Raw genomic sequence first — 13,338 nt, 5'->3', positions numbered from 1 at the left:
ATGCAAAGAGGAATACAGCAGGTACAGCTGTGAAGTAATGTGAAGACAGAAGAGGAGGCTATGTCTGCCTTGAGAGCGGTGAAGGAGGCCGGTTTTGCAGGAATCGAGTTGAACCGCTTTATGACCCATAAGCTGCCTGCGACCATACGGCTCTTTACAAGACTGTCCGGTATGGCCATGGGAGCTGGCGGGAACCTTCCCTGGAAAGAGATGCTGGCTGAGAGTGGACTCTCTGTCATCGCCCTGCACAGTGATCTGGGAACGCTGGAGAAGAATCTGGAGGATGTCTTGAAGGAGGCCGCCTCTTATGGGACGAGGCGGATTGTGCTGACTGGAATGTATCATTTCGACTATTCGGACGATGTGGCCTTAACAGACCTGATTGCCCGTCTCAACCGGGTCGGACAGACAGCTGCAGATCGGGGCTATGACTTCCTTTATCACAATCATAACTGTGAATTTGTCCGAATCAGGGAGAATTCCTGCAAAGCAGAGGAGAAAGATCACGCCGGGATGGTTGCCTATGATCGGATCATTGCAGAGACAGACCCAGCGCTGGTTTCATTCGAATTCGACGCTTACTGGCCCGCGGAGACAGGGGCCGATCCCCTGGTCTGGATGGAGAAGCTGGGCAGAAGACAGCATCTGCTGCACCTGTGTGACCGGGGAACGAGACCGGCAGGCGCCACCGCATCTATCCGCAGATCCGGAGAGATGGAGTTGGGACAGGGGAATATGCCTCTAGGAAAAATTCTGGCACAGGCAAAAGAGAATGCCTGTCAGGCGGTGATTCTAGAGCAGCATGACGGATGGGTGAACAAGAATGCCATCTCATCCCTGCAGGTCAGTGGAGCCTGGCTGGAGACCCATCTGGGAGAGACGGCTGCCGAGGCAAAGAGAAAATCAGAAGAGAAAGGAATTTTATGAGTGATTGGAAGGAACTTTGCGAGTGCCTGATCCAGTCGGATACTCCTTATGTGGAGGGGCAGGTGGACGTCTTTGTCCAGGAGATCAGGCCTGCTGCAGACAGGCAGCTTATGCAGGCAAAACTTGCGATCACGGCGCTGGGCGTCTATGAAGCCGAACTCAACGGAGAGAAGATTGGAGATATTCTCTTTGCCCCCGGTTTTACTTATTATCCGAGAGAACTGCAGGTCAATGAATATGATCTGACAGACCTCTTTCAGCAGGCGGATTCAGAGACTGTCAGCCTGCGCGTCTATCTGGGCCAGGGCTGGTACTGCGGGAGATTTACCTTTGAGAATAAGACGCAGATCTACGGCAGTCACGCCGCGGCAGCCTGGATCCTGGAGCTGGTGTATGAGGACGGAAGCAAGGATGTGTTTTCCAGTACGCCGGATACGGTTGTGGGAGAAGAGAGCCCCTATGAATATGCGGGCTTATACGATGGAGAGATCTACCATGCACATGGTCGTCACAGGCCGGCCTCCTGGAAGGTAATTGCCTCAAAGCAGACGCTTCCCGGGAATCTGGATGCTCCCCTTGCACGGACCAGACGTCAGGAGGAGATGCCGCTGCCCACAGTTATTTCTCATGGGGAAAATGAGGCCGGGCAGGAGGTGACCATTCTGGATTTCGGACAGAATTTCGCCGGGCAGATCCGGATTGATCCGCGCTATTTGAGCGGTCAGCCGGATGGGGCCAAGATCACTCTGCGCCACGGGGAACTGCTGACAGCGGAGGGGACTCTCTACACGGCCAATCTGCGCAAGGCAAAGCAGGAAACGGTCTATTATAAGGGAGGGGAGACGAGACCATATCTTCCCAGATTTACTTACATGGGTTTTCGCTATGTGGAGTTGACGGGATGTCCTTACCGGGAGGGGCTTCTGACCGCCTTTGCAGTGTATACGGATATGGAACGGACGGGAAGATTCACCTGTCGGAATCCTCTGGTCGACCGCCTCTACCAAAATCAGCTGTGGAGTCAGAAGAGCAATTACATTGAGGTCCCCACGGACTGCCCCCAGCGGGACGAGAGAGAGGGATATACGGGGGATGGTCAGGCATTTGCCCGCACCGGCATGTATAATTTTAATACGAAGATCTTTTTGGAAAAATTCCTGCGGGATATCCGTTACACGCAGATGGATCATGCAGAGAAGTATGTCTCCCCGGTGGTTCCGGCGGACGGGCCCGGCAAGATCGGATTTATGAATATGCTGGGTTGGGGCAATGCAGTGACCATTCTCCCCCAGCTGATCGCTGATCTGTACGGGGACGAGGCAGCTTTAAGGGAACAGTATGACAGCATCAGGGCTCATGTGGACTGTGAGATATCTCATATGGGCGGCTTGCTGGGCAAGAAGAATCTGTGGATTGCCCCAAACCTGGGGGACTGGCTGGCCCTGGGTAGGGATACGGCTTATATGGCTATGCATAATGGGCCGGTCTCCAATGCCTTTTTGATCAATGACCTTCGGATTTTATCTGCACTGGCCAAAAGGCTGGGGAAAAAAGAGGACGCCGACCATTACGGAAAACAATACAGGGATAGCAGGGAGGCCTATATTCAGGCCTTCATCAAAAAGAACGGACAGATGAAGGATGACTACCAGGGGGCTTATGTCATGGCACTTTCTCTCGTTCTGGGTGATCTGGGAAGTCTCCTGCCAGAAGAGAAGACAGACAGGGATGCGGAACTCTATGGGAAAGTCTTTCAGACTCTGGTTAAGAAGCTGAGAGAAGAGGGGATTGGAACCGGCTTCTACGCAACCCAGTATCTTCTGCCCCTGCTGGCAGAAGGAGGAGAGGAAAAGCTGGCCTATGATCTGCTTTTGTCTGAGAAATGTCCGGGATGGATGTATGAGGTCAAAGCAGGGGCGACCTCCATCTGGGAGCGCTGGGACGGGCTTATGCCGGACGGAAGCGTTAATGAGACCAAGATGTCCGGTGGTAATATGGTCTCCTTCAATCACTATGCCTTCGGCAGTGTGGGACGCTTCTATTACGAGTATATTCTGGGAATTCAGCCCAAGGCGCCGGGCTTTGAGCAAATTCGGATCCGTCCGATTGTCGATGAGCGTCTGGGTAAGGTGAGCGGGAGTTATCGGAGTCCGCGGGGAGAGATCCGGGTAACCTGGGAGATCAGGGATACAGGAGATCGGGAAAGGACTGTCCTGTCAGGAGATATAGAGGGAACTGGATCTGGACGGCGGAAAGCACTATTCCTTGCGGTGACAGTTCCCGCAGAGACAGAGGTGATTTTCCCGTCTGGAGCCACAGAGACACTGGCAGCCGGAAGTTATGAGCGAAGGGAGATCCTGGCAGGACAGGGGTGATCCGGTCTGTCGGGAGAGGGTCTTTTTCAGAGTCAGAGCAGCGGGAAAGATCCTGAAACATAAGGATGTATTCTGTATGGAATAGAGACAGCAGATGGTTCATGGCAATGAAAGGATTGCGGCGCAAGAATTCGATTGTTTTGAATCAGGTGAGAAGGAGGAGCAAATGGCGCGATTTTCTGAGAAATTTCTTCTGGGTGCTGCAACAGCGGCCCATCAGGTGGAGGGGAACAACATTCACAGTGATTACTGGATACAGGAGCATTTAAAGCACTCCCAGTTCTCGGAGCCCTCAGGGGCGGCGGTAGATCACTATAATCGCTATCAGGAGGATATTCTGCTCTTAAAGGAAGCGGGATTGAACGCCTATCGTTTCAGCATTGAGTGGGCTCGCATTGAGCCGGAGGAGGGAAGTTTTGATCAGGAAGAGCTTGGCCACTATATTGAGATGGTTGACTTCTGTCTGGCCCAGGGAGTAGAACCGGTTGTAACTCTGCACCATTTCAGTTCTCCTGCCTGGCTGATCCGACGGGGCGGCTGGGAGGATGAGAAGACGGTTGGCTGCTTTGAACGCTATGTGCGCTATGTACTGCCCGCTCTTGCCGGTAAAGTCAGGTATATCTGCACCATTAATGAAGCCAATATGCGTATCCAGCTGGAGGCGCTTATGAAGGACATGATGCAGCGGATGCAGCATGCGGCCATGACCAATAAGGAGAAGGCGGAGAGCATGCAGAAGAAGGCGGGGGATGTACAGGTCGGCATCAACATGCAGTCGGACATGATGGCCGCCGCAATGGACAGCGCTGCCGCATTCGGTTTTCAGGATCCAAGAAAGCTGGCGACTTTCGTCTCACCGGGAAGCACTGCAGGAGATCTGATTGTCATGAAGGCACATTTGGCGGCAAAGAAGGTTATTCGAGAGCTTGCGCCTGAGATCAAGGTGGGACTGACCCTTTCCCTGCACGATCTGCAGGCCTATCCGGGAGGCGAAGCCTATGCCGAGACCGAGTGGGCAGATGAATTCCTACACTATCTTCCCTTTATTGAGGAGGATGATTTCCTGGGATGTCAGTGCTACACCAGAAAGTGCTTCGACGAGAGCGGAAGTGTGGATGCGAGGGACGCGGTTTCCTTTACACAGATGGGCTATGAGAACTATCCGAAGGCAATCGGCAATGTTCTTGCCAGGGTGGCAGAGAAATTTCATGGAGATCTGATTGTCACAGAGAACGGAATCGCCACGGAGGATGATGCGGTCCGCCGTGTCTATATTGACCGCGCGACAGAGAGTGTCGCCGCATGTATCGCCAGGGGCCTGCCGGTGAAGGGATATTTCTACTGGAGCCTTCTGGACAATTTTGAGTGGCAGAGAGGCTTCGCCATGACCTTCGGACTGATTGCTGTGGACCGGGAGAATGGTTTTGCCAGACATCCTAAGGAAAGCCTTGCCTATCTCGGATCTCTCCGCAGTTAGAGGTCGTTCGGAATATATCAGTTTCATGTGTAAAGGACGGGATTCTTCACAGGCTGTACCCCGATTTATCTCTTTGCCTCCAAGTCCGAAGTGCTCTATGATGACAGCCGCCTGATGTTCAAGCGCCTGCGTGAGCAGGGAGTGAGATCTGCCCGATCGCGGGCGGCCGGTATTGTTACAGTGAGAGCCGTTTCTTTTTAGAGAGGGATTGTGGTGCGGAACCAGATTTTGCGGATGGTATCCTGAAGGCTCAGAAGGTATTTTAGAGAAAATATGTAGTCAACGCCGAAATCATAACATTTGATTTTGGTGCTTTTTTAATATATTATGTCTTAAATGTGTTTTTTTAAAGAACAATTGAACCATTCGGGAAGATTTGTCAAGGACATAAACAAAATTTTTTGACAAATTTATATATTTTCTGTTTCTCTCTTGATTAGTTTTAGTATTTTATCTTTGTATGTTTCGCCTGTTCCTTGCTTGAAATGTAGGTTTACAGTGTATTTTGTCTTTCCAATATCCATAATTAACTGTTTATTAGGTGGTGCTTTTACTTCTCTTTTTTCTTCTTCCATAAGTCCTCCTTTCCGTTTTTAGGCAAAGAAAAAACAGTAAACCTTTTTTGATTTACTGTTCCTGTGTTAATTTTTATAAAATTGTTAGTTTAGCAATCTGAGAATATCTTACTTGCAATACTCTTTTATTTTACCTGCATATCAGTCAAAAGATTATTTGAATAAATTTTTTCATTTCTTGAACTTCTAACTTCTTTCCAAAGAATGGAAGCTACTTTTAGTTTGTTTGAATAGTTGCGACTATTTTCGTCTGCACAGAAATCCTTTAAAAATTGATTCCATTGACAAACTGAATTATCATACTTGGCATAATCTGATTTTCCGTAATAAACTTTCAGCATGTCTTGAATTGTAAAACTCAAATCATTTTCTCTTTTTACTTTTCTCCAAGCAGTAGCCATATCAGCAGTAAATTTAAATGGTGAAACATCTGTCAAAATTGAAAAATATTCTCTAAATTGCATGTTAAAAGAGAACCTACATTTAAGTAATGGCGTGTCTAAAGTAATAGTATTTACTTGTTTCTTTTCATTTTTTGTTGATGACTTTTTAATCAAATTACCCTTAAAGTACTGTTCAATAATATAATTGAGTTCCTGTTTTGTACCTTTATATTCTAATTCTAATGACTTGCATATCTGCGAAAGTTCTTCACGATACCAATAGTATTTATTAAACTCATCAAACGATGTAATTTTATCAAACTCCGGTCTACTTTCTATCAATATTTCATCTCCTCAAAACCAATTTACTTTTTCATCTCTAAATAATGGACTTTTACTCTCTTTATAAGGATTGTAGTTATTGCAATTACAGCCAAACTCTTTTAATGCTTTTATCTTATTATCGGCTGTCCAAACAATCAAAGAAATACCGTCAAATTCTTCAACTTTCCCCTCATTCATTTTATTTTTGAAGTGCCATTCTACAATAGTTTGATTATCCTTATGAAAAAATTGCTTTATATCCCACGCAAGCACTATTCCTCTTGTATTCCACTCGTTAAACCAGTGCTTTACTGTTTGACGGTTTTCATACTTAGGACACCAACTCTCAATATAAATTACATCATCAGAAAAAATTTCATCTATCCCTAAGTCTTGTTGTGTAAGCCACATATCAAACCATAAACGAATGATTTTCTCTCTTTCATTCATAAATTTAAGCTCCTCCAAAATCAAATAACTATTTATAATTATACCATTTTTTCAATTGGTTTTATATGTCTAATTCATTTCTCTTTACCTGTGATAGTTCCTTTGAATGCTCCTGTAACTGCTCTATACAGGTTTTAACTTTTTCAGCCTGTTCAACTTCTTCTCGTACCTCCAATATTTGATTGTAAAGGCTCTTTTTATCTTTCTTCAAAGTGTTAAGTTCTGATTTCCATTTACTGATGGCTAAGGTCTTACTTTCTCCTAAATGTTCTTTGAGATGTTTCTTTGCACTTTCAAATAAAATAAGTTCTGCCGTATGCTCATTATAAAAATCTTCCTGTTTGTTTTTCTTTAACTTAGTATAGGCTTTGTAGGTATCCTTGTACTTCAAATATTTTTCTGATTGGTCTATGAGTTGTGTTTTTTCATCAATCTTTTTCTCGGTATCTTTTAAGGCTCTTGTGGTCTTATAATTCTTATCTCGTAAATCGGTAATGCTATCTTTTAATTGATTGATACTTGTAATGTTTTTCTCTTTGAGTAGCTGATAACTTTCAATATATTTCTCTAAGTCTGCATTATTCTTATCTGCGTTTTTACGGATAAGATTTTCCAAAACTGATAACAGATTTTCTTTGGTTGGGAGGGTAGACTTTATATTTTCATTTTCTACTTTTTCTTCTTTTCCAATTCCCCTTATCCAATTTAGCAATACTTTTATTCTTCGTGCAATTTCTCTTAATAGCTTATTCTGATGTTTGATTTCTCGGTTGATATTTCCTCTGTCGGTAGCTATGCCTTTCTTTTCCATTTGACTTGCTGATACTCCTAAATGAATGGTAGGTATTTGCTCTATCCCCTGTCTTTGATAAGAACGGTGGTCGACTTTTTCCTGTATGCTGTTTTCTTCCAAATATTTGTTTGCAATGTCTGCCCATGCTTTTCGCCATTGTTCCGCTTTATCTTGTTCGTTCCAATCAACTGTGTCAATTTTCTTTGTCTTGTAATTATCGTTTTTGAGTTTTATCTTTTCCCCGTTGTTGTCAAGGATATATTCTTTTTTTGATTTTGCTCCCCATGTTTTATCTTCGTTTAGCGGTCGCATAGTAAGTAAGATATGAGCGTGTGGATTTCCGTCATTTTTATCGTGTAAGGCAATATCGGCACACATACCGACTTTTACAAAATTTTCTTTTACATATTCTTGTACAAGTTCAATTTGTTTTTCATTGTCTAATTCTTTTGGTAGGGCAATTTCTATTTCTCTTGCAAGCTGAGAATTTTTACTTTTTTCTATTCTCTCGACGCTATTCCATAATGTTCCTCTGTCTGAAAATTCCTGTGGTGCGTTTTGCGGCAATAAAATTTCTGTATGGGTTATTCCGCCTTTTCTTGTAAAGTCATGTACTATTCCGTCATACTCATTTTTTATTGTTTCGCCACTTCGATAAGCGGAAGCTGCTACTGCACTTTTGCCTTTACTTCTTGAGATAATCTTTATGCAAAGATGATATATCGCCATAAGAGAAAACCTCCTCTCTTTTCTGATATGGGTATGGTGGCGATGGATAAGACTTCCTAAAAAAATCGGATAACTTTTATCCGATTTCTTTTGGGAAGTACATAAGGGGTAGGAAATTTATTTCCGTAGGGGAGTGTACCTCCCCTGTATCAGCTTTAGCTGATATGCTCTCTGCTAAGAGCCTTCGGAGAACGCACACACCCTTTAGGGTGTATAAGTGCACCCTTGTAAACAAGGGACTATTCTTCTATCTCTGTTTCTTCATCTTGGTTTTCTATATATTGATTTTCTATTTGTTCTCTTTTCTCTATGATTTTTTGTATTTTGAGATTAGCTTCTTCTTTATGAATTAGTGATGTGATTAGCTGATAAAATTCATCTTTGGTTAAGTTCTTGCTTTCTGTAAATATACTTTCAAAGACTGCTCCCTTTTCATATATTCTTTTATCCCTCTTTTTTCTTTCTTCCTGTTTCTGTTGGCTGATGAGTTTTTTTCTTTTGTTTTGTAACTGCTTGATTTCTTCATCTGCCATTAAAATTTTTTCTTCTATGTTTTTCATTTTGTCTTTTCCTTTCTTTCTAATTTTGAGCACTTGAATTGTCAAGCTAAGTGCAACACGATTGAATGATAGACTTCATAGGGTGTTTTGAATCCAAGGCATTTTCGTGGTCGTTTGTTCATTTCATCCACTTTGCTTTGTATATATTCTTCTGTCACATCATCAAGGTCGTAACTCTTAGGAAAATACTCTCTAAGAAGTCCATTTGTATTTTCATTTGTTCCTCGTTGCCAAGGATGATGTGGCAGCGGAAAATAAAATTTAACCTTTTCGAGTGCAAGGGAAATTTCAGCGTGTTTCGCAAATTCCATGCCTCGATCAGGTGTAATTGAGTGACAAGGTTGCCCTGTAAGACAGGAAATCATAGTATCTCTTACAGACACAGAATCTTTCTTCTTGGCTTTAGAACTTAGAAGAAAACGACTCTTTCTGTCAACCAGAGTAACAAGGCAAGCCCCGCCTCTCTTGCCAATAACCGTATCGGCTTCCCAATCTCCTATGCGGATTCGGTTATTAGCTTCCTTAGGTCTATCTGAAATATTGTTGCTGATTGGAATTTTCCCGCGTTTTTCAATGTACCATTGTGCATGTCGTGATTTCCCACGATGACGAAGTTTGCGGATGGCACCACGATTACCATTCGAAGCACGTTCCTTGTCAGTGTCAAACATTCCAGAATATATAGCACGATATATTGTTGCATAACTGATATATCGCTCGGATTTCTCCAGTTTTAGCCGACCACATATTTGTTCAGGTGACCATTTTAATTTTAGAAACTTATCTCTAACATATTTGAATATTTTAGGATTAGAGAGTTTGAGTTTAGGTTTGCAGTTGGTACGACGTTTCAAATATTTAGTATGAGCTACACTTGGTGAATAAGCTCCCTTATAGCTGTTGCGAGCTATTTCTCTGGAGACTGTTGACTTATCACGATGAATAGTCTTGGCTATATAGGTCAATGTTTTATTCTGAGAGTGGAGAAGAAATATCTTTTCTCTCTCAATTGGTGTAAGATGTTTGTAATGACTCATAGTTCCTCCTTGGATTTTGGATGTCTTAGCAAACACCATTATACCAAGGCTATGAGTCATTTTTTAATTGTTGCACTTAGAGTGTATATTCAAGCGTACAAAAAGAACACCTGTTTAATTTTCAGGTGCTCCGAGAAGTGTTACACTATGTTTGCTGAGGACTTAGTGATTCACTTCACGGAGTTCTGCCCTCTGGCGCTAACCAGGGGGCTTTTGTTATACTAATCTAGTCTTTCAAACACCATAGTGGCTTGAATCTTATCGCCGCCAAGAAAACCCTTGGAGCCGGATGAGGCCGTTGTGATGGTGTGTAATCGATACCCTTTGGCTGCTTGATCATTGATGACCTTCTGCAAATTTGATAGGCTGCTTATTCCGGATCCTGTACCGATTAACTTTTCTGTAAGGATCACCTGTAGCACAACATATTTATCACTTTTAGACCCTGCAGCTTTTCCTGGAATCATATCCGCATTAAACAATCCCATAGTTACCTCCTTTATAACTCATTGTGTGCATATATCTCGATCAGTCCGGCATCAGCGGAAGAAGAGAAGTCCTCCCTCATGATGTGCGCCATCTCATGACTGTATGTGGCCAGATTTCGGGACGCATTCAGCCGGCTGTTGAGTACAATCGTGTAGTAGTCGTCAGCTGACCGCATGGTGTACCCGGCGACTGACTCCGGAAGGTCCAGCTCTACCACTCTGACATCTGATTCAATAACTCCCATACTGTCCTCTTTATTTAGGTTTCGATTTAGGGTGATCAAGATCAGTTTTTAGCAAAATTTCAACCCCCAGATATTGGCTAAGGTAAGTTGCATCCTCGCTGTATTTCTCTAAATGAAAATTCAACTCATAATTTAGGGTATTCATTATAGATTTATACGGCTCTCTGTATTGCAGATGACATAGTAGGAAAAGGAACAGATTGAATCCTCGTATGTGGGGGTTTGGGATTTTCGTGAACAAACTCCTATCATGGAACCTGTTAGAAGTATCAAAATCATAAATTCGCCCGCCATGAGCCGCGCAATTCCTATATGCGTTAGCAATATAAAGTGTATCCATCATTAGTGATTGGAGTTGCGCACGGCTCAAAGATTGAATGAATTCATCTTCCGGTGGATAGAAAGATGACGCAAACATGTCCCTTTCTTTTGGCTTTAGCGAATTAATTAAATTTATTGTCGTGCCAAAATATACACCTTTCAACAGAATCCACGGAGGAACATTGCCATACTTTTCTCTATAGTATTTGATTGGATTTTTCCCTGACAGAGAAGCCTCTGTTAGGGAATTTAGTACCCCCTCTAAAGTAAAACGATCCGGTGTATAAGGCTTGGATCGATCTCTGAAATTTTTGAACTGTAGGTAATCTTCTTGTTTTTCTCCGAAAGAGCACAATAAAACCTCTGCAAGCTGAGTCTTAATATATTCTTCAAGGTCAAGCATTGCGGCCATGATGCAGGTTCTTAAGGACTTATCCATCAGATAGAGTGAACATATTTGCTCGTATGTTATACCGTTTCGATACCGTTTGGTAGTCCCGTCAAAATGCATATAAGGATCACGATAGCTTTTTATTAGATTTGAATATCCGTAAATTCTCAAATCATTTTTCAAATCGTCATAATCATGTATGATTAGTCCTTGGCTATTTAATTTCTCAACCTGTTTGTCAACTAATTCATACATTGTGTGACTTTGCATATCGGTCCCCTCTTAAATACAAAAAGAGCCTTGGGCGGTATTGGGCCCAAAGCTCTTTTGTGGCCGGTCACCAGCCATTCGCTTCGGGTATTAGTATACCATTTAGGGCACAAGTGTCAAGCCGCTTCCAATCCCTCACGCCGGGTCGTCCCCATCGTAGTCGCTACGCATCAGGTCAATCATCCGCTTGACCTTCTCGATGTCCTCCGGCTTGACCTTGCGGCTGGCGTCGAAGAGGACTTGATAGCGGGGATCCTTATGCATGGCATCGGCTAAGCGTCTTGCCTCCTCATTGATGTAGTAGTCATCCTCTTCATTCCCTGGCTCAGTGACCATCGGGGCATCAAATCCCATAATCCAGGCCGGATTGACGTTGAATGCGGATGCAATTTTCCCGGCTGTAACATTTCCGGGGGTATTGGTTCCATTTACATATTGAGACACAGAAGACTTTCCTATATTAGCTCTGTCTGCAAATACTTGTTGACTGCCGCCGCATCTCGTCTCAATAAGTTCAATGATTCGATCACGGCATTTACGTTCGGCATCGGTAAGCTGTTTCTTCATGTCGTAACCTCCTAGCTTGGATAACTGTATTTTAATTCGTCGACTGAAACATTGCAATAAAAAGTTAAAGAAAATTAAACTTTTCTGTTGACAAGCGAAGTTCAAAGAATTAAACTCGAATCAAGTTCAAAGAATTGAACCAACAAATATAGAAAGATAGGAGGTGAGAAAATGGGTTTCTCTTATAACAAGCTCCGCGGGAGGATCATTGAAAAGTTTGGGACGCAGGAGAAGTTTGCAAAGGAATTGGGCATATCTAATACGACTCTTTCTAGGAAGATGACTGGGGAAGTACAATTTACCCAAAAGGATATTATCGCTTGGTGTGAGTTACTGGATGTCAACTTATCCGATGCGGCCCCCTATTTTTTTACCTGATAGTTCAAGTAATTGAACTTTAACAGGACTGATTATGGCAGTGCTGAGCGAGTACAGAAGGCAGAATGAGGAGAAGAGGAGAGATGGAGAGTGATGCCAAACAAATAACGCTTCGTATCCCCGAAGAGATATACGAAGCGCTGAAAGAAGAAGCGGAGAAGATGGGAGTGAGTGTGAATCAGATCTGCATTCACGCTATACGGCATTGGTTAGATCAATTTTGCCGTGAGAATCCTCAAAACGTTTGATGTGCTGGCGCATTAGCAGTTCAAGTTCACGGTTGGCACTACGGGCATTGAATTCTGCGACATACTTGAACTTATCAAGTGTTTCACGATCTGTTCGTACGGCGAAATGATGGCGTTCTTTTGTCATAATTCTACCTCCTGTTATCGCTCATTATAGTTTTCAAAATGGCAACAAATAGTTATTGACAACGAAATGGCAACAGACTATTATTGTGACAACACATTGGCAACAAAAAGGAGCGAAAAATGAAGGGACGAAAGGTAACAGGGATACGAATGCCGCAGGAACTGGATAAACAGGTAAAAGAAATAGCGGATTATCTAGGCTACACGAAGAACGGGCTGATCAATCAAATCCTAAGGGAGTGGCTGAGTGAGTACAGAAGGCAGAATGAGAAGAGGAAGAAAGATGGCGAGTAAGAAAAGCGCAACGAAGACTACTACCGTGGAATGCCCGGTGTATGTGGAGTCAAATATTGAAGAAATTAAGAGTCTACTGAATGAACTTAACGATGAGTTACAAAAAGCCAACGTCTGCATACAGAAGTTGGCCAAGATGAAGTTAAAGCTTGATATCAAGGTTTAATTGAACATCGCCATGACAGTGCGGGCGGATCTTGTGCTGAAAGCATTAGGCCTCAGCGTAAAGATCGGAAAGGAGGAAGGGTGAAGAGTGAAAAAACTGTCCGGCCAAGAGGTACGGACAGCGCAAGAGTGATTCAAGTTATTGAAACCAGATCAATCCGGGGTCGTGGAACGGCAGACGATGTCAATCGGGAGGTGATTCAGTATTGGAGTTT

The 13,338-nt window shown here is 43.5% G+C and carries 17 protein-coding genes and 1 pseudogene; 7 read left to right on the top strand and 11 right to left on the bottom strand.

Going from position 1 to position 13,338, the window contains the following annotated elements; all coding sequences use genetic code 11:
* Positions 1 to 60: 60 nt before the first annotated feature.
* The 3 genes from GCWU000342_RS04360 to GCWU000342_RS04350 all read left to right on the top strand — a co-directional run bounded on the left by GCWU000342_RS04360 (position 61) and on the right by GCWU000342_RS04350 (position 4,779).
* Positions 61 to 927, top strand: coding sequence for a sugar phosphate isomerase/epimerase family protein (locus tag GCWU000342_RS04360; RefSeq protein ID WP_049921540.1), 867 nt, complete (start codon positions 61 to 63; stop codon positions 925 to 927).
* A complete protein-coding gene (locus GCWU000342_RS04355) occupies positions 924 to 3,302 on the top strand; it encodes an alpha-L-rhamnosidase (RefSeq protein ID WP_006906072.1) in 2,379 nt (792 codons plus the stop codon). Before GCWU000342_RS04360 ends, GCWU000342_RS04355 begins: the two co-directional genes overlap by 4 nt.
* Positions 3,303 to 3,468: 166 nt before the next feature.
* Complete coding sequence (locus GCWU000342_RS04350) at positions 3,469 to 4,779, top strand: glycoside hydrolase family 1 protein (protein WP_045000304.1); 1,311 nt, start codon at positions 3,469 to 3,471, stop codon at positions 4,777 to 4,779.
* A gap of 410 nt (positions 4,780 to 5,189) precedes the next feature.
* Here GCWU000342_RS04350 and GCWU000342_RS04345 read toward each other — a convergent pair whose 3' ends face one another.
* From GCWU000342_RS04345 to GCWU000342_RS04300, 10 genes and pseudogenes are all read right to left on the bottom strand, one after another.
* A complete protein-coding gene (locus GCWU000342_RS04345) occupies positions 5,190 to 5,354 on the bottom strand; it encodes a transposon-encoded TnpW family protein (protein ID WP_006906070.1) in 165 nt (54 codons plus the stop codon).
* Positions 5,355 to 5,462: 108 nt separating this feature from the next.
* Positions 5,463 to 6,079: pseudogene (locus GCWU000342_RS04340) on the bottom strand (SAP domain-containing protein).
* A gap of 12 nt (positions 6,080 to 6,091) precedes the next feature.
* Positions 6,092 to 6,511, bottom strand: a complete 420-nt coding sequence (locus tag GCWU000342_RS04335) for a nuclear transport factor 2 family protein (protein WP_045000302.1) — start codon at positions 6,509 to 6,511, stop codon at positions 6,092 to 6,094.
* Between the two features lie 61 nt (positions 6,512 to 6,572).
* A complete protein-coding gene (gene mobQ, locus GCWU000342_RS04330; RefSeq protein WP_006906067.1) occupies positions 6,573 to 8,033 on the bottom strand; it encodes a MobQ family relaxase in 1,461 nt (486 codons plus the stop codon).
* Positions 8,034 to 8,272: 239 nt separating this feature from the next.
* Positions 8,273 to 8,593: a DUF3847 domain-containing protein gene (locus GCWU000342_RS04325; protein WP_045000300.1), complete on the bottom strand. Its 321-nt coding sequence runs from the start codon at positions 8,591 to 8,593 to the stop codon at positions 8,273 to 8,275.
* Positions 8,594 to 8,634: 41 nt separating this feature from the next.
* The gene (locus GCWU000342_RS04320; protein ID WP_045000091.1) at positions 8,635 to 9,630 is read right to left on the bottom strand and encodes an IS30 family transposase; all 996 of its coding nucleotides are present in this window, start codon (positions 9,628 to 9,630) and stop codon (positions 8,635 to 8,637) included.
* Between the two features lie 221 nt (positions 9,631 to 9,851).
* Positions 9,852 to 10,118 carry a DUF4177 domain-containing protein gene (locus GCWU000342_RS04315; protein ID WP_006906064.1) on the bottom strand — a complete coding sequence of 89 codons (267 nt, stop codon included), beginning with the start codon at positions 10,116 to 10,118 and terminating at the stop codon, positions 9,852 to 9,854.
* An 11-nt stretch (positions 10,119 to 10,129) separates the two neighbouring features.
* Positions 10,130 to 10,363, bottom strand: a complete 234-nt coding sequence (locus tag GCWU000342_RS04310) for a hypothetical protein (protein ID WP_006906063.1) — start codon at positions 10,361 to 10,363, stop codon at positions 10,130 to 10,132.
* A 10-nt stretch (positions 10,364 to 10,373) separates the two neighbouring features.
* On the bottom strand, positions 10,374 to 11,345 hold the full coding sequence (locus GCWU000342_RS04305) for an Abi family protein (RefSeq protein WP_045000298.1): 972 nt from the start codon (positions 11,343 to 11,345) through the stop codon (positions 10,374 to 10,376).
* A 135-nt stretch (positions 11,346 to 11,480) separates the two neighbouring features.
* Complete coding sequence (locus tag GCWU000342_RS04300; protein ID WP_006906061.1) at positions 11,481 to 11,912, bottom strand: helix-turn-helix domain-containing protein; 432 nt, start codon at positions 11,910 to 11,912, stop codon at positions 11,481 to 11,483.
* Positions 11,913 to 12,083: 171 nt separating this feature from the next.
* Here GCWU000342_RS04300 and GCWU000342_RS10980 point away from each other — a divergent pair, with 171 nt between their 5' ends.
* The gene (locus GCWU000342_RS10980) at positions 12,084 to 12,290 is read left to right on the top strand and encodes a DUF739 family protein (protein WP_006906060.1); all 207 of its coding nucleotides are present in this window, start codon (positions 12,084 to 12,086) and stop codon (positions 12,288 to 12,290) included.
* A gap of 65 nt (positions 12,291 to 12,355) precedes the next feature.
* Positions 12,356 to 12,538: a ribbon-helix-helix protein, CopG family gene (locus GCWU000342_RS11040; RefSeq protein ID WP_006906059.1), complete on the top strand. Its 183-nt coding sequence runs from the start codon at positions 12,356 to 12,358 to the stop codon at positions 12,536 to 12,538.
* Here GCWU000342_RS11040 and GCWU000342_RS10150 read toward each other — a convergent pair.
* Positions 12,486 to 12,665 (bottom strand): Arc family DNA-binding protein, encoded by a 180-nt coding sequence (locus GCWU000342_RS10150; protein WP_083790723.1) that lies wholly within the window; start codon positions 12,663 to 12,665, stop codon positions 12,486 to 12,488. The two genes, GCWU000342_RS11040 and GCWU000342_RS10150, sit on opposite strands and share 53 nt — an antisense overlap.
* A 119-nt stretch (positions 12,666 to 12,784) precedes the next feature.
* On the opposite strand from GCWU000342_RS10150, the gene GCWU000342_RS10450 reads away from it, so the two are divergent.
* Both GCWU000342_RS10450 and GCWU000342_RS10445 read left to right on the top strand, forming a co-directional pair.
* Entirely contained in the window at positions 12,785 to 12,958 is a 174-nt protein-coding gene (locus tag GCWU000342_RS10450; RefSeq protein WP_006906058.1) for a ribbon-helix-helix domain-containing protein, read from the top strand.
* Positions 12,948 to 13,124: a hypothetical protein gene (locus tag GCWU000342_RS10445; RefSeq protein ID WP_006906057.1), complete on the top strand. Its 177-nt coding sequence runs from the start codon at positions 12,948 to 12,950 to the stop codon at positions 13,122 to 13,124. Before GCWU000342_RS10450 ends, GCWU000342_RS10445 begins: the two co-directional genes overlap by 11 nt.
* Positions 13,125 to 13,338: the final 214 nt, after the last annotated feature.

Origin of the sequence: Shuttleworthella satelles DSM 14600 (genome assembly GCF_000160115.1) — a bacterium.
GTDB lineage: Bacteria > Bacillota > Clostridia > Lachnospirales > Lachnospiraceae > Shuttleworthia > Shuttleworthia satelles.
The sequence above is the reverse complement of the archived record's forward strand: the minus strand, read 5'-3'. Positions and strand labels throughout refer to the sequence as shown.